Genomic DNA, 22,828 nt, shown 5'->3' on the forward strand with positions numbered 1-22,828 from the left:
AAATTGAATGATTTCCTTGAAGTTACAAAAAGAGAGGCTAACTAATGTTAGTAATTTTGAGTGGAGCTAAAAGTTTGTGGTTCAGCCATAATTGGCTTACACAATTTCGGCACTGAGGCCTGCTTGAAGTAGTTTTGAGCAGCGTGGTTTAAGGTCTTCATAAGGACCGGTTTTCACGGTGCATTTCCCTTTGTAATGAACAATTAAGGAACACTGCTCTGCCTGTTCTGGGGTATGATCACAAGTGGAGATCAAGCAAGAAATAACGTGATCAAAGGTATTTACATCATCGTTATAAAGTACAATCTCGTTCTCTCGCTGCTCCAAAACAGCGACATCTAAATCTTCTTGATATTTTTCTTGTCCACTCATTATCAGGGGCTAAAATACAAATTTGGCCGCAATCCAACCCTCACGGCTTTTATATTTAACGGGCCTACCCCCGAGTTTGGTACAAGCATCTTCTAATATTTCACGATCCGCTTCCAAATAACCGCTCAAGTAAATAGTCCCACCAGAATTTAATACGGCCTGATAAGCCGGAAGGTCATTGAGTAAAATATTTCGGTTGATATTGGCTATGATGGTATCGTATTTAGTGTCCCCTAAAATTGAGGCATCGCCTTGCTTTACCACTATATCCGCATGGCCATTGCGCTCTACATTCTCCATGGAGTTTTCATAGCACCACGGATCAATATCAATAGCCTCCACAAAACTAGCTCCGCGCTTGGCTGCCATGATGGCGAGCACGGAAGTACCGCAGCCCATATCCAGCACAGACTGATCCTTTACCTCATCCTCTAAAAGAAAACTAAGAATCATATGGGTGGTGGCGTGATGTCCAGTCCCGAAAGACATTTTAGGTTCAATAATGATGGTGTACTCCGTATCTGGAGTATCGGTGTGGAAAGGTGCCTTTACCGTGCAACGTCCGTCTACCACTATGGGATTGAAGTTCTCCTCCCATTTGGCATTCCAGTTCTGCTGCTCGATCTCAGCTTGTTTAAAACTGATCTGCACCTCTTCAGACTTTAAAATAAATATATCCTCTAATAGCTGCGGATTCCATTCTTCCTTCTGGATATAGGCTTTTACACCATCAGAAGTTTCTACAAAACTCTCAAAACCAACTCCTCCTAATTCCGCAATTAAGATCTCGGTAAAAGGCTGCAGCGGAGCTACAGTGAAGATATATTCAATGTAGATCATTAGACCGGGAACGCGTTTACAATAGCAGCGAAGCTGTCTGCTTTTAAGGAAGCACCTCCAATTAGACCGCCATCTACATCAGGTTGTCCAAAGATCTCACCAGCGTTGTTTGGCTTTACACTTCCTCCGTATAAAATGGTTACGTCTTGCGCTAATTGCTCACTGTAGCGTTCTGCCATATTGGAACGGATGAAAGCGTGCATTTCTTGTGCTTGCTCTGGCGAGGCTGTCTCTCCGGTACCAATGGCCCAAACAGGCTCATAAGCCAAAACGATCTGCTTATATGCAGCTTCATCCAGGTCATACAAAGCGCCTTTAAGCTGTGCGGCCACTACATCAAAATGCTTCCCTGCACGGCGGTCCTCAATGACCTCACCAAAACAAAAGATTACTTGCATCCCAAAAGCTAAGGCAGCTTTTACTTTATCCGCCAAAAGGGCTTCGTCTTCTCCAAAGTAGGCACGGCGTTCGCTGTGTCCCAAAATCACGGTCTCTACTCCAATACTCTTGAGCATAGCTCCAGAGATCTCTCCTGTATAAGCACCACTTGCACTCTGATGCATGTTTTGCGCGGCTACTCCAATGGCAGCGTCTTGCGTATGATCTACTGTAGCAGCGAGATTTACAAAGGTTGGAGCAATCATTACCTCCACCCCTTCTTTAAGGGTTTCACTTTTTAGTGCAGCAATTAGATCTGCAGACTCTTGCTTGTCACAATTCATTTTCCAGTTTCCGGCAACTAAAGGTCTTCTCATTCCAGTCTTATTTTGGGGTCGAGCCATCCGTAGATCACATCGACCATGATATTAATGATTATAAATAATAGGGCTATGACCAACACAGCTCCCATGATAATTGGCAAATCTAAGGTATTCAGCGCATCTACGATCTCTTTTCCCAAGCCATTCCATCCAAAAATGAATTCCACAAAAACAGCTCCGGCAAGCATAGAAGCAAACCAACCTGAAATTGCAGTAATGACAGGGTTTAAAGCATTTTTCAGTGCGTGACGCCAAAGGAGCCTAAAAGTACTCAATCCCTTTGCTTTGGCTGTTCTGATGTATTCTTGTTGCAGCACTTCCAACAGGCTATTTCGCATCAATTGGGTAACTACCGCCAAAGGACGGATTCCTAAAACCACTGCGGGTAAGATCAGATTCTTCCATTGAATGGACACCCCTTCTCCAAAATCATCGACCTCATAAAGGCTTCCAGTCATGTTTAAACCGGTGACCTCATGCCAAACAAAGCCAAACAACCACGCAAAGATAATGGCGCTAAAGAAAGAAGGTAGACTCATTCCAAAAGTACTGATGATCTGAATCAAACGATCGATCCAGCGGTCTTTATACCAGGCAGAAATAACTCCTAATAGACCGCCCAACAGCATCGCCAGGCTTATGGCAGAGATCGCTAAAACCATAGTATTGGGTAAGGTCTCGCCTATAACTTGTGTGACCGGCTTCCCAGTCTTTTGAAAACTCTCTCGCAAATACGGAGCTTTGACAACTACCTGAGTTTCTCCAAGGGTAAATAATTCTGTCGCTGAATACTTTCCAGGACTTAAAAAAGTGTAATTTTCCTCTGAGGTGGAGTGAAAGGACAAAGGCGATAAATCATTGAGGTAATACAAGTATTGCGTCCCAATTGGCTTGTCAAAGCCGTATTTCTTTTTGACAATGGCGAGTTGTTCAGCGCTTTCATTCTGTCCCAACATCATTTGAGCTGGGTCTGGCAATAATGTAAAGAGCATAAAGATCACGGTCACTACGCCAAAAAGCGTCAACAATCCATAACCCAATTTTGCCATTACGTATCGTACCACTACTGCTCTTCTTGTTTCACATCATCTAAGGTGAGTACCTTGTATTCAAAGTCTTCCCCAAAAAGATCCTTGGCGTACTCTTCTATGGTTTGAGTGAAGCCCGCCTCCTTACGGCGTTGATTTACATTTTCAGGATCTTCTATAGGCCAAATGAAATCGCCACGAACGTCGCTATAAGACATGCCTTGGGTTCCGTAGATCTGCATTTCATTGGTGTTCATTAAATAACGATCTTCCATCATAGCTACCAAACGGAAAGGCAGTTCGCCATTCTTAGCTGCAATTTTCATGGTGTTGAGATACTCTGGAATTTTCTCCGGATTGTGTTGGATCACGTACCAAGCCGCTGTGCTTGTGGATTCCCCAACCACACTTTTGCCGGGATAACCTTGTGAATTAAGCACGCGCTCTACAAAGAGCAGGTTGCTTTTGTCAATGGCCATTTGACGCCCCCATAGGTCACCGTTGTACTCCTCTGGGGAGAGGCCCATGGCTTCTCCAATAGCCTTGCGCTCTTCATCAGAACTGGCCATGATGAGCTTGCGGTAACGTTGGTCCAAAATGGCAATACTGTCCAAACGGCGCTTTAGAGTAAAGTCCAGATTCGGCATAGCACCTTCCAATTCGTTTAGCTGAAGCTCCAAGGCATCGTTCCAGTGTAGCTTTTGCATGATGGTACCTTTTTGCAATTCAAGGATACCTGGATTGGATCTCACTATGGTTTTAAGGGTAGTCTCGTCACAGAAATAGAAATCAAAGTTGAGTTCATACTTTTCCTTAAGTGCTTCCGTTTCCTCTTGACTGGACGCAGACATTCCAATTACCTTATATCCGTTCTTAATGGCCTCATTGGTGATCGCTCGGATGTTATCATAACCTTCCAGTTCGGTATTACTTAAAGAATAGGCCACCACAACGATCAAGTTAGGCTCTTCCAGCAAGCTTGCTGATTGATCTTCCCCATCGCGTTCTATGGTGAAATCGTGAATTGGCGGCTCATAGCCTTCCTGAACCAATTCAGTCTCATAACCGATTAGCTCCCCTTCTGTGTCTGGATAGTCTCCAAAGGTCTTGATCTCTTTTTCTTGGCCGTCAATATCAAACTTCCAAGTATATTCATATATCGCCTTAGGTGCATCCGCAGGAACACTCATGCCCTCTTGTATATTGGCTCCAATCTTATAAGGTCTAAAATCTATGGCCGGCAAGTGCATCAGAACATAATAGCAAAAGATCATTGATGCTATAAACGAGATCAGTACTATTGCGCGTCTGAGCGTTTTGGTTAAGAAAGGCTGAATGTGTTTTTGTCCGATGAATAGGATCAAAATAAGCACTAACAATACCAAATCCTTGTAGAAACTCTCCCAAGGGGTCAATTTCATGGCGTCTCCAAAACAGCCGCAATCGGTTACCTTTCCAGTGACTGCAGAATAGAAGGTCAAAAAGGTGAAGAATACGATCATCAGCAGCAGACTCCAAACCGTGAATTTTCGGGCATAACCAAAGATGATCATCACCCCGAGTAATACTTCATAGATTACCACCACTACCGCTATCAACAGCGCGAAGGGAATCAAAAACTCTAGGTTGAGCACCTCAGCAGCGAAATACTCCTTGAGTTTAAAGGAGAAACCTACGGGGTCGTTGAGCTTGATAAAGCCACTTATCAAAAACAGTATACCGACAAATATTCTCGAAAATCCTACTAAATACTTCAAACTAAAAAGGGAATTGAATTAAACTTGAGAGGCTGTTTCTGCATGGCCCATATGGATGAGCGCAAAAACTGCATAATTGATCATGTCCTGATAATTAGCGTCTATACCTTCAGACACCAAGGTCCTGCCCTGATTGTCTTCAATTTGTTTTACACGCAATAATTTCTGCAGAATCAGATCGGTCAGGGAGCTCACGCGCATGTCGCGCCAAGCTTCTCCGTAATCGTGATTCTTGTCTAACATGAGTTGCTTAGTAACCGCAATCTTATCATCGTATTGGGCAATGGCCTGATCCAAATCCAGGTCTGGTTGTTCTACCACACCCAGTTCCAACTGCACCAAAGCCATGATGCAATAATTGATGATTCCAATGAATTCCGGAGCCTCACCTTCGTCAACCTTGCGCTGCTCGTTTTGTTGCAAGCTGCGGATCCTTTGGGCTTTGATAAAGATCTGATCGGTCAATGACGGCAAACGCAAAATGCGCCAAGCACTGCCGTAGTCTTTCATTTTCTTGATGAACAAGCTTCTGCACTGGGCGATAACCGCGTCGTATTGCATTGCTGTTTGGGCCATAAAAACATCGGATTGGTTGCGTAAATTTCGCTTAAATTATTGAAAAGTTCACGCCTTTTTTGAATCTTTTAGAATTCGATGAAAAAATTGCTGGAATAGCCCTAATTTTGAACAAACACAGCCGCTTTACCGATGTCAAAAAACTGGAAATCCATAAACTGTAAAGGCCGATTGATTGATTTTGAGATACCCAAGGTTATGGGAATCATCAACGTCACTCCAGATTCCTTTTACGACGGAGGAGCGAACTTCGAAGTTCAGAAGGCTGTAGACAGTGCAGCGCAAATGCTGCAAGAGGGAGCCACTTTTCTGGACATTGGCGGCTACTCTTCCCGCCCAGGAGCTGACGATATTTCTATTGAAGAGGAAGCTGGGCGCGTAATCCCAGTTATTGAAGCCATCTTAAAGGAGTTTTCAGAGGCACTGATCAGCATAGATACGTTTAGAAGTGAGGTTGCTCGACAAGCCATTGAGGCTGGAGCAGCATTTGTCAATGACATTAGCGGCGGACACTTAGACCCAAAGATGCTCTCAAAAGTGGCAGAGCTGCAAGTGCCCTACATCATGATGCATATGCGGGGAACGCCGCAAACCATGAAATCACTAACCGATTACGATCATTTGATCCGAGATATCAAATCCTACTTTGCCACCCAGCTCCACAGCGCAAAAGCGCTAGGGATCAATGACGTGATCATTGATCCAGGTTTTGGATTCGCCAAAACCGTGGAGCAGAATTATGAGCTACTCGATAAATTGGAGCTATTACACGACTTAGATTGCCCTATATTGGCCGGAGTTTCAAGGAAATCCATGATCTACAAAACCTTAGAAAGTTCAGCGCTAGAAGCCTTAAACGGAACCACGGCCTTAAATGCCTGGGCTTTAGATCGCGGAGCGGCCATCCTCAGAGTACATGATGTTGCCCCCGCCATGGAGTGTGTAACACTGCATCAAGCCTTAATTAAATCCCGCGAATGATTCCGGCTTTTGACTTCACATTAATTTGTTAAATTTACAAGCAAAGGCCAAAAACGTTGAATCTCCTCGACATCCGTGTAATTGATATTGTAGACATCGTCTTAGTGGCGGCGCTGCTTTTTTACCTCTACCGTTTGGTCAAAGGAACCGTTGCGATCAACATCTTTATTGGGATTGTCATTCTCTATACCGTTTGGAAATTCACCGAGCTCTTAGAAATGGAGCTGTTCAGTAAGATCCTCGGAGGATTCTTAGGCGCTGGGGTTTTTGCTTTGATCGTGGTCTTTCAGCAGGAAATCAGAAAGTTCCTGCTCATGGTTGGATCCACCAACTTTAAAGCCCGAAAAAAATTCTTCAAACAGTTTAAACTCAACAACAGCGGGGATGCTGTCAGCACCAACGTTCAAGACATTTTAGCGGCTTGTAAAAAGATGGGAGCCCAATACGCCGGAGCTTTGATTGTAATGGAACGAAACACCAATCTCGACTTTGTAAAGAATACGGGAGACCGCATGAATGCGGAAGTGAATCAGCCGATCATTGAAAGCATCTTCTTTAAAAACAGTCCGCTGCACGACGGCGCTATGGTCATTGAAGGCAATACCATTACCGCAACACGCGTGATTCTTCCGGTTTCTAATGACAGAAATATTCCGCTGCGCTTTGGTTTAAGGCACCGTGCGGCCATTGGGATCACAGAGAAGACCGATGCGCTTTGTCTGGTTGTTTCTGAAGAGAACGGACAGATCAGTTACATAAAAGATGGAGCCTTTGTCACCTATGAGAATTTTGAAGCCTTGGGTGAACTCATCAGAACCGATTTAAGCTAAGCTCATGAATTGTAAGAACTGCGACGAAACCCTAGAACACGGTGCACAATTCTGTAACCATTGCGGTGCGCGTGTTATTGTAGAGCCTTTTACGTTCAAATATGTGACTCAAGATTTTGAGGAACGCTTCTTGAATTTGGATCGGAACCTGCTGGTTAGGACCTTCCGTGATATGCTGCTCAGACCAAAGGCAGTTATTGACGGGTATATAGACGGAGTTCGCAAACGCCATATGAACTTAGCAAATTGGCTCGCCGTTGCGATTACTGCGAGTGGATTGATGATTTTTGTGATCCGCAATCTGTATCCAGAATCCTTAGACATGACATGGATGGTTGAGGCCATGGGAGAATCTCAAAAAGACAATCCATTTTTTCAAAATTTGGAACAAGAAGATCCTACCGAGACCATGTGGTGGATGGAGTATCAAGCCATCTTATACATTTTAATGATCCCAATTTATGCGCTTTTAGCGAAGATTACCTTCATTAAACAAAAGGCATACTCCTACCTAAAACATATTGTCATTGTAGGCTATACCCAATCTTGGTTGAGTTTAGCCATGACCCTGCCCGTACTCATCTTGCTGCCTTTTGGCGCCAATTACATGAAAATGAGTTATTGGGTTATTTTAATTCAGTTCCTCTTTAGCGCCTACGTCTATAAGCGGATGTTTAATCTGAGTTTCTTAGGAATCGTTTGGCGCTCCCTATTGTTTATTCTGATCGGGATCGGAGTTTACTTGCTACTTGTGATCGGTGTGGTGATCTTTATGATGGTCTTTGGAGCTGGCTTTGCTGCGCAAGGTTAGACCGCTTCTTCTGCCATAAACTGCACCTCGTAGAGATTTTTGTAGTACCCGTCCTCAATGGCCAAGAGTTCTTGGTGAGACCCTTTTTCTACGATCTTCCCTTGATCCATAACAATAATGGTATCGGCCTTTTTGACTGTGGCCAAGCGGTGAGCAATAATGAGTGACGTACGGCCTTCTGTAAGCTTTTCTGTGGCCTTTTGAATGAGTTCTTCTGAATAGGTGTCAATAGATGATGTCGCCTCATCCAGGATCAAAATATCCGGCTGACTCACATAAGCTCTTAAGAACGCTAAGAGTTGTCGTTGCCCGGAAGAAAGCATACTACCGCGCTCTTTCACATTGTAATTGTATCCTCCAGGTAGGGTTTCAATAAAGTCATGGACGCCAATGGCCTTTGCAGCCTGAATCACATCTTCTTCAGAAATAGAAGGATCGTTTAAGGTGATGTTGTTATGGATGGAATCCGCAAAAAGGAAAACATCTTGCAGCACAATGGCAATACCTTTTCTCAAGGATTCTAATTGGTACTGTTCAATAGGTAAACCGTCTATTGAAATAACCCCGGAATCACGCTCATAGAGACGCGACAACAAATTGATAATTGTGGACTTGCCGGCTCCGGTGGCTCCAACAATGGCAACCGTTTCTCCCGGTTGCACGGTAAAGGAAATTCCCTTGAGGACCTCCTCGTCTTTAACATAACTAAAGCGCACATCCTGGAAAGCGATCTCGCCCTTAGCCTCTTGCCACATCTGCGTACCTTCATTGGCAATTTGTGCCTCCGTATCCAAGACCGCAAACACACGATTAGCAGCAACCATTCCCATTTGAAGGGTATTGAACTTATCGGCAATCTGTCTTAACGGACGGAACAGCATTTGCGAGAACTGAATGAATGCCGTGATGATCCCCACAGTAATGGCTCCGCCTTCAAAAATATCACGAGCCCCATACCAAGCCACTAAACCAATGGCAATTGAAGAAGCGATCTCTGCAATTGGAAAAAAGATGGAATTGTACCAAACCGTCTTGATCCAAGCTTTCTTGTGTTTTTCGTTGATGGCGTGAAAGGCCTTGTATTCTGTTTCTTCACGCGCAAAGAGCTGCACGATCTTCATTCCGGTAATGCGTTCCTGCACAAAACTGTTGAGATCTGCAATTTGAGTACGCACCTCTTCAAAAGCTGATTTCATTGCGCGTTGGAACACTCGAGTGGCATAAACCAGAACAGGCAGAATGGCAAACACGATCAGTGCCAATTTCCAACTCATGACTAGCATCACGCCCATGATCACGCCCATTTTGAGCAGATCTGAAATAATCATAAACAGGCCTTGAGAAAAAATACTGGAAATGGTCTCAATATCATTTACCGCGCGAGTCGTTAAACGCCCAACGGCGCTTTTGTCAAAATAGGCCATTTTAAAACGCAACATATGCTGAAACAGCTTTACGCGTATGTCGCGAATCACACTTTGCCCTAACCAATTCGCGTAAAAGATAAAAGCAAATTGAAAGAGAACCTCCAAGAACAGGATCCCACCCATGATCAACACATAGGTCAATAAGGCTTCTGAATCTTTTCCAATGATGGATTCGTCAATGGCGATCTTTAGCACATAAGGGCGTGCCACAGCCAAAGCCGACATCAAAATCACAGATATGGCCACAAAATAAAAGATCCAGCGGTAGGCTTTAGTAAAACCTAGCAGTCTTTTAAAGAGTTTGAAATCAAATGCCTTTCCGGATTTTTCGCTCATGATTTATAAAGGGCTTCAGGATAGCTAACCTTATGTAAAAATAAACCTTTTGCGGGAGCTGAGGCGCCTGCCTCACTTCTATTTTTTGAGGCGATGAGTTGTGGGATGGAATCAATAGCGCGCTTGCCATAGCCCACTTCTAGTAATGTCCCTACGACTGCTCGGACCATATTGCGCAAAAAACGATCGGCACTGATGGTAAAAACGAGCTGCTGCCCTTCTTGAACCCAATAAGCTTCTTTAAGGTCACAGACATAGGTCTTTACGTCAGTATTGGAACGGGAAAAGCACTGAAAATCTTGAGTTCCTAAAAGCAGCTTTGCCCCCTCATTCATGGCCGCTACATCTGGGGTTCGATGCAAGCTGTGGCTGAACTGAACTGCAAAAGGATTCTTCCCGAGGCTTATATAATATTTATAGGTTCTTCCTGTGGCTTGAAAACGCGCATGAGCATCATCTTGAACTTGGCGGATGGATTTTATGACGATTGAGGGCGGTAAAAAACTGTTGAGTTTGTCCAACCAAGGATCCTGATCTAATGCAAAGTCTGCATCCACATGCGCCATGATCTGCACAGCGTGTACTCCCGTGTCTGTACGACCTGCCCCAACGATACCCGAATCGATCTTGCACACCAAGCGCAAGGCTTCTTCTAAAGCTTCTTGCACACTGATTGCGTTGGGTTGGCGTTGCCAGCCGTGAAAATCGGTTCCGTCAAATGCTATTTCTAAAAAATACCGCAAGTTCTCGTACTTTTACAGTTGCAAAGATAAGGCTTCCCATGACCAAAATCCTACTGCTTTCAGACACCCACTCCTATATCGATGATCGAATCTTAGAATACGCCTCTCAGGCCGACGAGGTTTGGCATGCAGGCGATATTGGTTCACTAGGCGTGACAGATACCTTGGCTACCGCAAAACCTGTGCGCGCGGTCTACGGTAATATAGACGACGCAAAAGCGCGTCAAGAATATCCGGAAAACCTGCGTTTTATGTGTGAAGGCGTAGACGTTTGGATCACCCATATTGGTGGCTATCCAGGTCGTTATGACCGTCGGGTTCGGGAGGAGATCTACCGCAACCCGCCCAAACTTTTCATTTGTGGACATTCGCACATTCTAAAGGTCATGCCCGATAAGAAATTAGGCTTATTGCACATGAACCCCGGAGCCGCCGGAAAGCATGGCTTTCATAAAGTAAGGACTATGCTTCGCTTTGAGATTGATGGGGAGAAGATCTCGAATCTTGAGGTTATAGAAATGAAGCGCTAGCTTTCAATTCGGTCTTCTAAATCAAGACTAGTCCAATATTTAATTTTTTCTATATGTCCTTTTTACCATTGCCGCATTGGTGACAGACAGATGTCCTGTGAACATCTGTCTTGACGCACCACCAAAAGGTCTTTTTCCTTTTTCTTTCGATACTTTTCCCATCGCGACAAAAGTATCCAAAAGCGCTAGCCCCTTCCGATTCTGTTGTGACGCTCATGCGTGTATAAATGTTACGCATTCGCGACACACCGTTTACAAAATCTGAGCCGTGCGCGGCCCTGCCGCCATTGCACGGACTCGAACCGATCTTTGTAAAGCTTCAGACGCTCCAGCCGGAAGGGGCGGTTATCAAATAAAGGCACAATAATTGCTCTTTTTAGATAATGAAAACCATCTATTCCATTATTGCCTTCGCCTTTCTCATCAGTTGTGAGAATAAAATAAAGACTAACGGAGAACATGAATTAGATCCTCAGGAATTAAAAGTTGATAATACTGAAATCGAATTCCAGAGTGATTTCATTATCAATACTAGTAAAATAACTTACAAACAAACACTTTCTCAATTGGTATCAAATTTTGAGGTTGAAAGATCAATTGGAGCTCAATGCTTCTGTGAGAAAAATACAAAGGACAATTCTATAACGATTCAAATAATCTCGGGAATTCCGAATCAAAGTGAATTAGATTCGATTGGAATCTTAGATCATTCAGGTGGCAAAATTGCGGCTTTTATGACACGCGACCTAAAGAAGAAAATCAGTGGTCAATTCAAGTTTCTAACAATTCAAATTAAAGATGAACTAATAGAAAGCATTGAGTTATTTTCTAAGTCAACTGAGCCGGAATACAACGGCCAATACTTCAAAAAGAGCGAGACAAACAAATATCAAATTGCAATTTCTAAGATGGACTATTCAATAGCCTCAGATATATTCGGACGCTACGAGATAAGATTAAACGAAGATTTCGGTTACTTTGATAATGACACCGTGGTTTCCGGCCACTTTCTCTGTTCCAATTGGAAAGTTCTCAAAGAACAAGAAATTAGAAAAATGAAACTCTATTGACCACACCTATATACATTTTATTTAGCTAAACCAATATTGCGACTCCGATTGAGCCTCGTAAAAATCAAGCCAGCAGTCGTTGGACATGAGATGCGAGGAATAGTCCGAAGGCGAACTCCGAGCATCTGTGGAGGCGGTTGGCGTAGATTTTAGAGGCGAATGAGCGTCGCTAGACTTTTTGGTTACTTTTTTGGCAATGAAAAAAGTAACATAAAAGACACGTGGACTTCTCCGCGAATATTAAAGCAATATTCATAACGAAAAGACAATTACCCCGCGCAAGGGATTGAAGCTAGCTACCGTGTAGCGCGAAAAGCCCGGTGCCGCCTTTGCGGCATGCACAAAAAAAAGCCTCTGAGTTGGCATACTCAAAGGCTTTCCACTAATATACTAAGATGATAGGTTTAACGTAATCGGTCCGCAGATTTTACGAGCTCCTCATCCCGTCTGATGGCTTTGTTGGCCAAAGCCAGAAAAACGATAGAAACGACAGGTACGAGCAGTCCAATACCCTTCTCTGAAGCAATTGCCTCTCCGGATACACTTAGGGCACGATACACGAAAACTCCTAGTAAAAAAAAGTTTAACAGAATTGCCAGTCTGTTGAGCACAAACTGCAACTGTCTCTTTTTGAATTGAAAGATCGAAATCGCAATAACGAGTATTGCGAGCGCCATGGGTATTGCTACCAAAAGTTCGTCTTTGGAAACCAATACTTGGCCAGCGTTGTCTGCAACTACAGGAAACCAAACATAGAGTCCTATTAGCGCTAAACTCGCTAACAACATATAAACGGTTTGTATGCGTTGTAACATCCTTTTTATACGTGTTTGGAGGGCAAAAATAATGTTTCTTTTTTTATGGAGGGTGCGTAATTAAACAAAATATATTTGTATTATTGCAGTATCAATTCGGAGTTGAGACCACACGACTCCTTATTCTCCAAGACATTTTACGATTTTCTCTTCGACGAAAATTCATCATTCATTACATTCTATTAATTCTATCCTCAGATGTTTGATATTTCTGAATTAAAAACAAAAAAGCTACCCGAACTTCAAGAGTTAGCAAAAACGCTTAGTGTCCCCAAGTACCGAAGCTTAAAGAAATTAGACCTGGTATACCAAATCTTAGATTACCAGGCAGCAAATCCTCAGGCCGTTAAAGCCATTAAGACTGAAGCGCCTGCAGAAGAAGCCCCAAAAAGCGAGCAAAAACCAGCTCCTAAGAAAGAGCAGAACAACGCTCAAGACAAGAAACAAGACAATCGCGGAAAGCAGAACCAGCGCCAAGACAACCGTCGCAATCAGCAGAAGAATCAGCAGAAAGACGACGACAACAAAGGCAAGGACCAAAACGCGAAGGACAATAACAATTCTAAAGGTCAAGACAACAAGAACAAGAGTCAAGACCATAAGAACAAAGGTCAGAAGGACAACAACCGTAACAACAATAACGGGCGTAACCAGAAGAACCAAAAGAATCAAAACAACGGCAATAAGGACAATCGCAACCGCTACCGCGAGCCTGACTTTGAATTTGAAGGCATCATTGAAAGCGAAGGGGTGTTAGATATCATGCAAGACGGCTACGGCTTCTTGCGTTCCAGTGATTACAACTATTTGTCGTCTCCAGATGATATTTACGTGTCACAGTCGCAGATCCGTTTGTTCGGATTAAAAACTGGAGATACGGTACTCGGAGAAGTACGTCCACCAAAAGAAGGTGAAAAATACTTCCCGCTGATCAAAGTGAGTAAGATCAACGGTCTGAGCCCAAATGTGGTGCGTGACCGTGTATCTTTTGAACACTTGACACCACTCTTCCCAGAAGAGAAATTCAATATCGCAGACAAGCAAGCGACTATCTCAACGCGTATTATGGACCTGTTCTCTCCTATTGGGAAAGGCCAGCGTGGGATGATCGTATCGCAACCTAAAACGGGTAAAACAATGCTCCTTAAGGACATTGCCAACGCTATTGCAGCGAACCACCCAGAGGTATACCAAATTGTACTGCTTATTGACGAGCGCCCGGAAGAGGTTACCGATATGCAGCGTAACGTTAGCGGAGAGGTTGTTGCCTCTACCTTTGACAAGGAAGCTTCAGAACACGTACGTGTAGCAAACATCGTCATTGAAAAGGCCAAGCGTTTGGTAGAGTGCGGACACGATGTTGTGATCCTTTTGGATTCCATCACGCGTTTAGCGCGTGCCTACAACACGGTACAGCCTGCTTCTGGTAAGATCCTTTCCGGTGGTGTGGATGCCAATGCCCTACACAAACCAAAACGTTTCTTTGGTGCAGCCCGTAATATTGAGAACGGCGGTAGTTTGAGTATCATTGCTACAGCCCTTACAGAAACAGGTTCTAAAATGGACGAGGTGATCTTTGAAGAATTTAAAGGAACTGGTAATATGGAACTGCAGTTAGACAGACGTATTTCTAACCGCAGAATCTTCCCAGCCATTGACTTGATGAGCTCCTCAACGCGTCGTGATGACATCTTGTTAGACGACAATGTGATCCAACGTATGTGGGTAATGCGCAAGTACTTGGCAGATATGAACCCGGTAGAAGCCATGGAATTCATTCTAGACCGCGTGAAGCAAACCCGCTCTAATGAAGAGTTCCTCATTTCTATGAATGGGTAGGCTGTAAAAATCTTAATTATAGTTCAAAGAAGGAGTCTTGTTTTTTGCAAGGCTCTTTTTTTTTGCGCATGCCGCCGCAGGCGGCAGCGCGCTCTACGCTATATCTTTTTAATTCTTAAAAAGGATGCCGCTGCGATCGCTTGCGCGGGGTTTTTATCTTTTTGTTTTTAATTCGGTCTTTAATTATCAAGGCGTGGGCCTTGACCCTTTGATACTTTTCCCATTGCGGCAAAAGTATCCAAAAGCGCTAGCGACACTCGCTCCCATTTGAAAACCTAGCCACCCGCAGCCACAGATGCATTGAAAGCTCCTGGCCCTAAAGGCCCAGATCGGCACAATGCATCTCAAGCCCACCGCTGCTGGCTGGTTTTACTACTTGCTCGCTCGGAGTCGCGTTTTTGGTTTGGCCTTAATTTTTGTGGTTTTAAGGGACTCCCCACAATTAATACGCTATGAAAAAACTTTTACTAATTGTAATTGTCATTGGTCTCTGGGGAAATGCCGCTGCACAAGATTACGACCCTGAGCTGGTGAATACCTGGGGGTTAATTGCTATTGATAGAGATCTGCTACCTACAGCCTATACTGCGGATGTAAGTCCGGCGATAACACCTTACTTAAAAGTAAATTCAGACCTTAGCTTTGAAGGTGTTGGAGCTTGCAATTCATTTACAGGCAGTTTTTCTGTAGGTGTTGGAACTGGTTTAGAAAGTATTTTCATTCCTGAGTTTTCAGCTACAGACAACACCTGTGACTCAGAGAGTCAAAACAATTATGAGGATGCTTATTTCTGGCAACTCAACCTTCCAGTTCCCCTTCTTGAATACGAATATTCCATAACAACTGGCTCAGACGGAGAACCTCTTTTAACCCTAGGCTTTGGTAGCGGCTTTTACTTGTATTTCACTCCGACTACCTTAAACGTAGCTGAACAGCGTTTATCAACCCTGCAAGTATACCCCAACCCCACTTCAGATAATTTCAAGCTCAACAAAGCCCTAACAGCGGACAGTGAAATAATGATCTACAGCGTTAGCGGATTGCAGCGTAAATTGACTTACAACCCTTCTGGGCAATTTGATATCTCAGACCTTGCCAGTGGCGTCTATTTTTTAGAGATCACAATAAGCAAAGAAATTTTTAGAGCTAAAGTGGTTAAACGGTGAGCTTGTAATAATAATTCTTTAAGCTGCACAAGCAGATATTTTTAGTAAATTCACAGGAACTCCCCACAAATCAACTAACGCTATGAAATCAAACTACATCATGTTGGGGCTCCTTTTGGGCTTTGTATTCATTGTATTTGCCTGTGACAAGGACGACACCCCGGAACCCGAAGAGACCAGCGAGGACTGCTCTCCATTCACCTGGTACAAGGATAATGACCAAGACGGTTTTGGTGACCCAGATAATTCTGTCTCCTCCTGTGAACAACCCGTTGGATTTATTTTAAACAATACAGATTGTGATGACAACAATGCCGCGGTCAACCCAAATCAAGAAGAGATCATTAATGACGGCATTGACAATAATTGTGATGGAGAGTCCGCAGATGCCATTCCTTCTGCTTTTGAGATGACAGTAGAATCAGTGGGGTTCAATTCTGCCTTGATCACTTGGACAGAATCGACTACGGAAATAGAAGCGGATCTATTTTATCGAGTTTATTTGAACGAAACTGAAGTTGCGAGTAATTTATCCAGACCGTATTATCTTATAACCGATCTTGATGAAGGAATGAGTTATGACATCAAAGTCAGTGCTTACACAGAATTCTTTGATTTTGAAGTTTCCCCAGAAACAATTATTACTCCTACTGCAAGTTCTGGGCCTGTCAAACTAGCGAACGTCGTTATTGATTTCCCTGAAAGTGAGATCTTTCACTTACTCAATTATGAATATGATGATAGCGGAAAATTGACCAGACAGGTATTCATAGATCCAACCAACAACGGAAATTTTGAGATAAATTACTCCTATGATAGTTCTGATAGACCGCTTGAAATAAATTTATTGACCTATTTTGATAGAGCAGAGTTTGGTGATGATTTGATTGATAGACGCTATTTAAAATACAGTTGGTCATCAACTACAAACTTGGAGAGAGCTGTAGATTTCGGAGCTCAGTTCGTTTTCTCCAGTGAAAATTTTTCAGCTTATATGGGGCATGATGCTGAAACTGTAACTCCAAATTCGTTTTTTATCTACGAATATTCAGGAAGCAGCGAACCCCCTTTTCCGACATATGAAGGAGAAATGATAAGAGATTCAAGCAACCGATTAAGTTCAATTGAGGCTTATTTTCCCGCCGGTGATGATTGGCTACAAAATTTTGAATATACCGGAAACAATTTAACCCAAGTGACTGACCTAGTCTCCGGAGATGTCTACACCATTACTTATGATAGTAATCCAAACTATCATCAATCAATTCCAAATACATTAGATCACCAATTTATTTCTCCTTTAACTACCGCTTATAATAGAATGGGCTTCCTTGTGATACCGAATGAACTTCTCTTTGAGTTGAATCGGTCTTCTTTGATGTTTAGACATGAGAACACCAATAACCCCACTTCTTATTCCAAGAATGGAACTGTGCTCAGAACGTTAGATTATGACTACTACCCAAGTGGTTATCCGCGAAGAGTTATTATTGATGGAGACCCTAACAAAGCTATTTACTTTTATTACACGGCACTCTAGAGGGCGACATCCAACATATCTTTGCTCCAAATCAAGACGCTGCACAGAAGGGACGGCTAAGAACCTAATACCGTCGCTTACATGGCAACCGAGGTTTGTTCGGTGCGACAATAAAAATTACTTAACAATTTTCACGGCTCTCCGCGACTCCTCACGAGTCTGCTAGAAAACAAGCTGGCAGCAGTTGGCGGATAGATGCTTGGAAGAGTATCGAAGCGTAGCTGAGAACGTGCTCCAAGCAGCTGTGGCTGAGGGCAGCGTAGTTTTCAAAGGTGAGGGAGCGTCGCTAGACCTTTTTGGTCCTTTTTACGGCAATGGTAAAAAGGACAATAAAAGTGAAGAAGAAAAAAGAAAAACAAAAAATAAAACCCCCAAGCTTTCGCTTGGGGGTTTCTAATACCGAAAAGTAGTTTACCTTATAGAGAAGCTACGTGCTTCGCCATGTTTGATTTAAGGTTAGCGGCTTTATTCTTGTGAATAATGTTACGCTTCGCCAATTTGTCTACCATAGAGGCAACAGCAGGGAACATTTTCTCTGCGTCTTTCTTAGTGGTAGTTTCAAACAAACGCTTCATTGCGTTACGAGTCGTTTTGTGCTGGTAACGGTTGCGTAGACGTTTGGTCTCGCTGTTTCTGATGCGCTTTAAAGCTGACTTATGATTTGCCATTTTCTACTTTTAATTAGTAGCCCGTAGGGGATTCGAACCCCTGTTACCAGGATGAAAACCTGGCGTCCTAACCCCTAGACGAACGGGCCATTTGGTTTCAAATGCGGATGCAAAAATACAACTATTTTTTATTGTCGCAATATTATGCAAAACTTTTTTCGAAGGAACTGAAAATTTTTTCCTCCCTAGTAAGCCTTCGCAAATAAAACCCTTCTCGCAGACGGTTTTCCGCTGTAGATACAGCTGCCTGCTTCTTCTTTGGCATCCAACGGAATACAACGAATGGTTGCCTTGGTTTCTTGTTTTATACGCTCTTCAGTCTCCGCGGTTCCGTCCCAGTGGGCCGAAATGAATCCACCTTTACCGTTAAGGACTTCTTTGAACTCCTCGTAGCTGTTTACTGCTGTAGTGTGCTCCGATCGATAAGCAACTGCACGATCGTACAAGCCATTTTGGATCTCCTCCAACAGCCCTGTCACCTTACTCACTACTTGATCGTTCGCAATGATCTCCTTTTTAAAGATATCTCTCCGGGCAATCTCTACCGTACCGTTCTCCATATCTTTTGGACCAATGGCAATACGCACTGGCACTCCTTTAAGCTCATACTCGCTGAACTTCCAGCCCGGTCTGTGGGTATCACGATCATCATAGAGTACGCGTACTCCAGCAGCTCTCAGATCTGCTTGTAGCTTATGAGCCACTTCACTTACCGCGGCCAACTGCTCTTCGCCTTTATATATAGGTACAATCACCACTTGATCTGGCGCCAAAGATGGAGGTAGTATTAATCCATTATCATCAGAATGCGTCATAATAAGCGCGCCCATCAAACGGGTAGACACACCCCAAGAAGTTGCCCATACGTACTCCAACTTACCTTCCTTAGAAGTAAACTGCACGTCAAAGGCCTTGGCAAAGTTCTGCCCTAAAAAGTGAGAAGTTCCCGCTTGCAGCGCCTTCCCATCCTGCATCAAAGCCTCAATACAATAGGTCTCCAAGGCTCCCGCAAAACGTTCGCTTTCTGTCTTGGTTCCTTTTACTACAGGAACTGCCATGAAAATCTCAGCAAACTCCGCATAGACATGCATCATTTGTTCTGCCTCGGCAATGGCCTCTTCTTTGGTGGCGTGAGCCGTGTGACCTTCTTGCCACAAGAACTCCGCAGTACGCAAAAACAAACGCGTTCGCATTTCCCAACGTACCACATTGGCCCATTGGTTCACCAAAATAGGAAGGTCTCGGTAAGACTGAATCCAACGGCGATAGGTATCCCAAATAATGGTCTCAGAAGTAGGACGAACAATCAACTCCTCCTCCAACTTCGCATCAGGATCTACTACAATTCCGCTGCCGTCCTCAGCATTCTTTAAACGGTAGTGCGTAACCACAGCACATTCTTTAGCAAAACCATCCACGTGGCTGGCTTCTTTGGAGAAATATGATTTTGGAATGAATAGCGGGAAATAGGCATTCTTATGACCTGTTTCTTTGAACATACGGTCCAATTCGCCTTGCATGCGCTCCCAAATAGCATACCCATAGGGTTTGATCACCATAGATCCCCGAACTCCTGAGTTTTCAGCCAAATCGGCCTTCACTACCAGTTCGTTATACCATTTGGAATAATCCTCGCTTCTACTTGTTAAATTCTTTCCCATTTCCTGAGTTTGGCATAGAAATTGCTCTTTTTACAGCAATTAGTTAATCTTGGCAAAACTAATTAATTTTATAATGTTCAACAATTAAAACTATGTTGCTATGAAAAGAGTTACTTCCTTCCTGCAAAAGCCCTTCAACTGGACCCTAGTTGGCCTTTTTGGACTGCTTTTAACCTCCTGCGGAACCTACCAAAATGCATCCTACTCAGAAGACGGCATTTACTCCACCGGAACAATGGGAGTACCTTCAGACAATACCGGCACTCAGACTGCAGCCGCAAATCAGAATGCCAACAGCAACTACTACAAACAATACTTTGGCACCAAGAGTGCTCAAATCTCTAATATCTCCGATCAGGCAGATATTTTCACAGATATAGATAGCTATACTTCAGCAGAGACCGTTGATGATAACGGACTTATCGTTATTGAAGATGATCAAGAATCCTTCGGACCTTGGGGAACAAACGCCACCGACGTTACCGTGAATGTTTACGACAACGGTTGGGGTGCCTGGGGCGGATTTGGCTTTGGCGCCGGTTGGGGCTGGGGTCCTGGATTTAACCGCTTAGGCTGGGGTCCTGGTTGGGGCGGCTGGGGCGGCTGGGGTGCCTGGGGCTGGAATTACGGCTTCAACCCTGGAATTGGCTTCGGATGGGGACCTGCTTGGGGACCTGCATGGGCTTTCGGTCCAGGATGGTACTGGCCAGCTGGATACGGCTGGGGCTGGGGTAACGGCTACTGGAATAACGGTTATGCGTACGGTCGTGGATACGCCTACAACAGAGGACGTAGAGCAGATTACCGCGGAAACGTGGGCTACGGAGCAGTAGCAGCCAGCAGAACTGCAGCTACCAACAACAGACGTTCTTCTTACAGTCGTTCTGAGGTAGCACGTCGTGTAAACCAAGCCAATGCGAGAAGATCTGGAAACGTGAACTCACGTTCTTCCTCTAACTTCAGCAATTCAAGACGCAACACGAACAGCATGAGTGGCAGTCGCAACTCACGAAATATGCGCTCAACGTCTCCAAACTTTAACAACCGTTCACGCTCAACGAACTTCAACAACCGTTCAAGAAGTAGTGGATCCATGAGAAGCTCTGGCTCTAGAAGTCGCAGCAGCGGATCTATGCGAAGCGGAGGCTCTATGAGAAGTAGCGGAGGATCTATGCGCAGCAGCGGAGGATCACGAGGAGGCGGAGGCCGTCGCGGCGGACGCGGATAAAATTCGCATCATCAATCATTCTTACCATAAAATAACGCAATGAGAAAGCTATTATACCTACTCATATTGGGTGGCCTTATGCCCAATATGAATGCACAAGGTCTATCTGATGCCTTGAGATATAGTCAGGAATCCGTTTACGGAACTGCAAGATTTAACGCCATGAGTGGGGCCTTTGGAGCCCTGGGTGGAGACCTCTCCGGAGTGGCACTCAACCCTGCGGGATCTGCGATCTTCCTGTACAATTATGCTTCGGCTACCGGAGCGCTTATCGATCGTCAAAACGATATCTTGTATTCCAATACATTTAATCAGAGTTCTGACATTGACGCAGCGATCTCACAGGCTGGCGCAGTTTGGGTATTTGGCAACAGTAGTGATGAGGCCGATTGGGGCAAGTTCACCTTAGCCGTGAATTACGAGCTACAGAACAACTTTGACAATGAAGTGGTAAGTGTTGGAACCAATAATGTAGGTATTGATCAGTTCTTTTTGAACCAAGCCAATGGAATTCCTTTAGAGTTGTTGCAGTTGCAGGGTAGTGAGACTATTCCTGAGCTGTATAGATTCTTAGGCGAGACAGAAGGATCTGCTGCACAGACCGCCTTCTTAGGATTCCAATCGTTTATCATTGATCCTACTGAGAACGTTCCAGGGAATACCACCTATTTCTCTAATACTGGACAAGGGAGTTTTAATCAAGAGCACTTTAAAGTAGAACGAGGCTACCAAGGCAAATACACCTTTAATATGGCTACAGCCTATAAAGACCGACTTTATTTAGGAGTTAACTTGAATGCTCACGCCATCGACTATCGCAGCTCTACCTTCTTGTTTGAATCCAACAGCAATGCGGGGGCTACTATTGACCAAATTGGTTTTGAAGAGAACCTTTGGGTCTTAGGTAATGGATTCTCGGCTCAAATTGGAGCGATCGCCAAAGTAGGAGACATCTTGCGTGTAGGAGTGACTTACGACACCCCTACCTGGTTAACACTTACTGAAGAAACTACTCAAAGCATTGAGACCAGACGTTTATTGCCAGATGACAGCTCTATTATTGAAGTGGTAGATCCAGGAATCATCAACTTCTTTGCAGACTACCGCATGCGTACTCCAGGACAACTTAAGGCGAGTGCTGCACTACTGTTTGGACAAGCCGGTCTAATCAGCTTTGATTATGGCTACAAGGATTACTCCAATATTGAGTTCACTACCAATGAGCCGTTTTTCAATATGCAGAATGCACTTATTGCAAACACTTTCCAAGCTTCTTCTTCCTATAGAATTGGGGGTGAGTATCGTGTAAACAAATGGAGTTTTAGAGGCGGATATCGCTTTGAAGAAAGTCCTTTTCAAGATTCAAACCTAATGGGGGACCTTACTGGGTATTCAGTTGGATTGGGTTACGCTTTGGATAATGTAAAGATCGATCTGAGTTATTCAACTGCACAGCAAGAACGTAGCGAAGCCCTTTACGCAACAGGTCTTACCACACCAACTAATATTGATCAACAGTTGGATGTATATACCTTAAGTCTAGGATTCTTTTTCTAGGCTGATGAAAAAAAGCATTAAAAAATCCCGCCGATTGGCGGGATTTTTTTTGTTTATCGTTTTAGGGTAAAGTGCCCTTTGAACTCTTTCTCAACTTCGTCCTCGTCATAGATCACTTGGAACCAGTAATCACTCGATGGCATCGGGTTACCGTTGTAGGTTCCGTCCCAACCAGGCCCTAGTGGACTGAGTTGTTTGAGCAGCTTTCCGTAGCGGTCGTAGATGTAGATCTGCGCCGTTGGATTGCTGGCGATTCCTATGATGTTCCAGGTGTCGTGGAAGCCGTCTTGGT

General features: G+C 44.0%; 23 protein-coding genes and 1 tRNA gene. 11 read left to right on the plus strand and 13 right to left on the minus strand.

Going from position 1 to position 22,828, the window contains the following annotated elements:
- Positions 1–96 precede the first annotated feature (96 nt).
- From POW22_RS15290 to POW22_RS15315, 6 genes are read right to left on the minus strand one after another with little or no spacing between them, the layout of a single operon-like run.
- The gene (locus POW22_RS15290; protein WP_272833638.1) at positions 97–372 is read right to left on the minus strand and encodes an ATP-dependent Clp protease adaptor ClpS; all 276 of its coding nucleotides are present in this window, start codon (positions 370–372) and stop codon (positions 97–99) included.
- Positions 373–381: 9 nt separating this feature from the next.
- Positions 382–1,212: a 50S ribosomal protein L11 methyltransferase gene (gene prmA, locus POW22_RS15295; RefSeq protein ID WP_272833639.1), complete on the minus strand. Its 831-nt coding sequence runs from the start codon at positions 1,210–1,212 to the stop codon at positions 382–384.
- Positions 1,212–1,967, minus strand: coding sequence for a triose-phosphate isomerase (gene tpiA, locus POW22_RS15300; protein WP_272833640.1), 756 nt, complete (start codon positions 1,965–1,967; stop codon positions 1,212–1,214). The genes prmA and tpiA overlap by 1 nt, the downstream gene beginning before the upstream one ends.
- Positions 1,964–3,022: an ABC transporter permease gene (locus POW22_RS15305; protein WP_419181008.1), complete on the minus strand. Its 1,059-nt coding sequence runs from the start codon at positions 3,020–3,022 to the stop codon at positions 1,964–1,966. The genes tpiA and POW22_RS15305 overlap by 4 nt, the downstream gene beginning before the upstream one ends.
- A 14-nt stretch (positions 3,023–3,036) precedes the next feature.
- On the minus strand, positions 3,037–4,758 hold the full coding sequence (locus POW22_RS15310; protein WP_272833642.1) for a BT_3928 family protein: 1,722 nt from the start codon (positions 4,756–4,758) through the stop codon (positions 3,037–3,039).
- A gap of 18 nt (positions 4,759–4,776) precedes the next feature.
- The gene (locus POW22_RS15315) at positions 4,777–5,334 is read right to left on the minus strand and encodes a DUF1599 domain-containing protein (protein WP_272833643.1); all 558 of its coding nucleotides are present in this window, start codon (positions 5,332–5,334) and stop codon (positions 4,777–4,779) included.
- Between the two features lie 132 nt (positions 5,335–5,466).
- On the opposite strand from POW22_RS15315, the gene folP reads away from it, so the two are divergent.
- Genes folP through POW22_RS15330 form a run of 3 tightly spaced genes read left to right on the plus strand, consistent with a single transcriptional unit; the run spans position 5,467 to position 7,956 of the window.
- Positions 5,467–6,315 carry a dihydropteroate synthase gene (gene folP, locus POW22_RS15320; RefSeq protein ID WP_272833644.1) on the plus strand — a complete coding sequence of 283 codons (849 nt, stop codon included), beginning with the start codon at positions 5,467–5,469 and terminating at the stop codon, positions 6,313–6,315.
- A gap of 56 nt (positions 6,316–6,371) precedes the next feature.
- Complete coding sequence (locus tag POW22_RS15325) at positions 6,372–7,145, plus strand: diadenylate cyclase (protein WP_272833645.1); 774 nt, start codon at positions 6,372–6,374, stop codon at positions 7,143–7,145.
- A 4-nt stretch (positions 7,146–7,149) separates the two neighbouring features.
- Positions 7,150–7,956, plus strand: coding sequence for a DUF3667 domain-containing protein (locus tag POW22_RS15330; RefSeq protein ID WP_272833646.1), 807 nt, complete (start codon positions 7,150–7,152; stop codon positions 7,954–7,956).
- Here the strand turns inward: POW22_RS15330 and POW22_RS15335 are convergent.
- Positions 7,953–9,719, minus strand: coding sequence for an ABC transporter ATP-binding protein (locus tag POW22_RS15335; protein WP_272833647.1), 1,767 nt, complete (start codon positions 9,717–9,719; stop codon positions 7,953–7,955). The genes POW22_RS15330 and POW22_RS15335 overlap by 4 nt on opposite strands.
- On the minus strand, positions 9,716–10,462 hold the full coding sequence (truA, locus tag POW22_RS15340) for a tRNA pseudouridine(38-40) synthase TruA (RefSeq protein ID WP_272833648.1): 747 nt from the start codon (positions 10,460–10,462) through the stop codon (positions 9,716–9,718). Before truA ends, POW22_RS15335 begins: the two co-directional genes overlap by 4 nt.
- 38 nt (positions 10,463–10,500) lie before the next feature.
- Here truA and POW22_RS15345 point away from each other — a divergent pair, with 38 nt between their 5' ends.
- Positions 10,501–10,992 carry a metallophosphoesterase family protein gene (locus POW22_RS15345; RefSeq protein WP_272833649.1) on the plus strand — a complete coding sequence of 164 codons (492 nt, stop codon included), beginning with the start codon at positions 10,501–10,503 and terminating at the stop codon, positions 10,990–10,992.
- 383 nt (positions 10,993–11,375) lie between these two features.
- Complete coding sequence (locus POW22_RS15350; RefSeq protein WP_272833650.1) at positions 11,376–12,062, plus strand: hypothetical protein; 687 nt, start codon at positions 11,376–11,378, stop codon at positions 12,060–12,062.
- Positions 12,063–12,466: 404 nt separating this feature from the next.
- Here POW22_RS15350 and POW22_RS15355 read toward each other — a convergent pair whose 3' ends face one another.
- On the minus strand, positions 12,467–12,877 hold the full coding sequence (locus tag POW22_RS15355) for a DUF4293 domain-containing protein (protein WP_272833651.1): 411 nt from the start codon (positions 12,875–12,877) through the stop codon (positions 12,467–12,469).
- Positions 12,878–13,075: 198 nt separating this feature from the next.
- Here POW22_RS15355 and rho point away from each other — a divergent pair, with 198 nt between their 5' ends.
- From rho to POW22_RS15375, 4 genes are all read left to right on the plus strand, one after another.
- A complete protein-coding gene (gene rho, locus POW22_RS15360; RefSeq protein ID WP_272833652.1) occupies positions 13,076–14,716 on the plus strand; it encodes a transcription termination factor Rho in 1,641 nt (546 codons plus the stop codon).
- A 452-nt stretch (positions 14,717–15,168) separates the two neighbouring features.
- Positions 15,169–15,882, plus strand: coding sequence for a T9SS type A sorting domain-containing protein (locus POW22_RS15365; RefSeq protein WP_272833653.1), 714 nt, complete (start codon positions 15,169–15,171; stop codon positions 15,880–15,882).
- A gap of 82 nt (positions 15,883–15,964) precedes the next feature.
- Positions 15,965–17,422: a MopE-related protein gene (locus tag POW22_RS15370; RefSeq protein WP_272833654.1), complete on the plus strand. Its 1,458-nt coding sequence runs from the start codon at positions 15,965–15,967 to the stop codon at positions 17,420–17,422.
- Positions 17,423–17,621: 199 nt separating this feature from the next.
- Positions 17,622–17,819, plus strand: a complete 198-nt coding sequence (locus POW22_RS15375) for a hypothetical protein (protein ID WP_272833655.1) — start codon at positions 17,622–17,624, stop codon at positions 17,817–17,819.
- 19 nt (positions 17,820–17,838) lie between these two features.
- Here POW22_RS15375 and rpsT read toward each other — a convergent pair whose 3' ends face one another.
- From rpsT to proS, 3 genes are all read right to left on the minus strand, one after another.
- On the minus strand, positions 17,839–18,090 hold the full coding sequence (gene rpsT, locus POW22_RS15380) for a 30S ribosomal protein S20 (protein WP_272833656.1): 252 nt from the start codon (positions 18,088–18,090) through the stop codon (positions 17,839–17,841).
- Positions 18,091–18,107: 17 nt separating this feature from the next.
- A tRNA-Glu gene (locus POW22_RS15385) sits at positions 18,108–18,179 on the minus strand.
- A gap of 96 nt (positions 18,180–18,275) precedes the next feature.
- A complete protein-coding gene (gene proS, locus POW22_RS15390) occupies positions 18,276–19,751 on the minus strand; it encodes a proline--tRNA ligase (protein ID WP_272833657.1) in 1,476 nt (491 codons plus the stop codon).
- 100 nt (positions 19,752–19,851) lie between these two features.
- On the opposite strand from proS, the gene POW22_RS15395 reads away from it, so the two are divergent.
- The gene (locus POW22_RS15395) at positions 19,852–20,979 is read left to right on the plus strand and encodes a hypothetical protein (RefSeq protein WP_272833658.1); all 1,128 of its coding nucleotides are present in this window, start codon (positions 19,852–19,854) and stop codon (positions 20,977–20,979) included.
- Positions 20,980–21,018: 39 nt separating this feature from the next.
- Positions 21,019–22,536, plus strand: a complete 1,518-nt coding sequence (locus tag POW22_RS15400) for an OmpP1/FadL family transporter (RefSeq protein ID WP_272833659.1) — start codon at positions 21,019–21,021, stop codon at positions 22,534–22,536.
- Between the two features lie 53 nt (positions 22,537–22,589).
- Here the strand turns inward: POW22_RS15400 and POW22_RS15405 are convergent.
- Positions 22,590–22,828: T9SS type B sorting domain-containing protein (locus tag POW22_RS15405; RefSeq protein WP_272833660.1), on the minus strand; the 239-nt coding region annotated here is incomplete at its 5' end.

The organism is Gilvibacter sediminis, from assembly GCF_028561565.1.
GTDB lineage: Bacteria > Bacteroidota > Bacteroidia > Flavobacteriales > Flavobacteriaceae > Gilvibacter > Gilvibacter sediminis.

Excerpts from the sequence above, each read along its gene's own strand:
- POW22_RS15350 (WP_272833650.1), top strand. The coding sequence starts at position 11,376 with ATGAAAACCATCTATTCCATTATTGCCTTCGCCTTTCTCATCAGTTGT.
- POW22_RS15330 (WP_272833646.1), top strand. The coding sequence starts at position 7,150 with ATGAATTGTAAGAACTGCGACGAAACCCTAGAACACGGTGCACAATTC.
- POW22_RS15305 (WP_419181008.1), bottom strand. The coding sequence starts at position 3,022 with ATGGCAAAATTGGGTTATGGATTGTTGACGCTTTTTGGCGTAGTGACC.
- tpiA (WP_272833640.1), bottom strand. The coding sequence starts at position 1,967 with ATGAGAAGACCTTTAGTTGCCGGAAACTGGAAAATGAATTGTGACAAG.
- POW22_RS15345 (WP_272833649.1), top strand. The coding sequence starts at position 10,501 with ATGACCAAAATCCTACTGCTTTCAGACACCCACTCCTATATCGATGAT.
- rpsT (WP_272833656.1), bottom strand. The coding sequence starts at position 18,090 with ATGGCAAATCATAAGTCAGCTTTAAAGCGCATCAGAAACAGCGAGACC.
- proS (WP_272833657.1), bottom strand. The coding sequence starts at position 19,751 with ATGGGAAAGAATTTAACAAGTAGAAGCGAGGATTATTCCAAATGGTAT.
- rho (WP_272833652.1), top strand. The coding sequence starts at position 13,076 with ATGTTTGATATTTCTGAATTAAAAACAAAAAAGCTACCCGAACTTCAA.
- POW22_RS15355 (WP_272833651.1), bottom strand. The coding sequence starts at position 12,877 with ATGTTACAACGCATACAAACCGTTTATATGTTGTTAGCGAGTTTAGCG.
- POW22_RS15370 (WP_272833654.1), top strand. The coding sequence starts at position 15,965 with ATGAAATCAAACTACATCATGTTGGGGCTCCTTTTGGGCTTTGTATTC.
- prmA (WP_272833639.1), bottom strand. The coding sequence starts at position 1,212 with ATGATCTACATTGAATATATCTTCACTGTAGCTCCGCTGCAGCCTTTT.
- POW22_RS15365 (WP_272833653.1), top strand. The coding sequence starts at position 15,169 with ATGAAAAAACTTTTACTAATTGTAATTGTCATTGGTCTCTGGGGAAAT.
- POW22_RS15335 (WP_272833647.1), bottom strand. The coding sequence starts at position 9,719 with ATGAGCGAAAAATCCGGAAAGGCATTTGATTTCAAACTCTTTAAAAGA.
- POW22_RS15395 (WP_272833658.1), top strand. The coding sequence starts at position 19,852 with ATGAAAAGAGTTACTTCCTTCCTGCAAAAGCCCTTCAACTGGACCCTA.
- POW22_RS15290 (WP_272833638.1), bottom strand. The coding sequence starts at position 372 with ATGAGTGGACAAGAAAAATATCAAGAAGATTTAGATGTCGCTGTTTTG.
- POW22_RS15315 (WP_272833643.1), bottom strand. The coding sequence starts at position 5,334 with ATGGCCCAAACAGCAATGCAATACGACGCGGTTATCGCCCAGTGCAGA.
- folP (WP_272833644.1), top strand. The coding sequence starts at position 5,467 with ATGTCAAAAAACTGGAAATCCATAAACTGTAAAGGCCGATTGATTGAT.
- POW22_RS15400 (WP_272833659.1), top strand. The coding sequence starts at position 21,019 with ATGAGAAAGCTATTATACCTACTCATATTGGGTGGCCTTATGCCCAAT.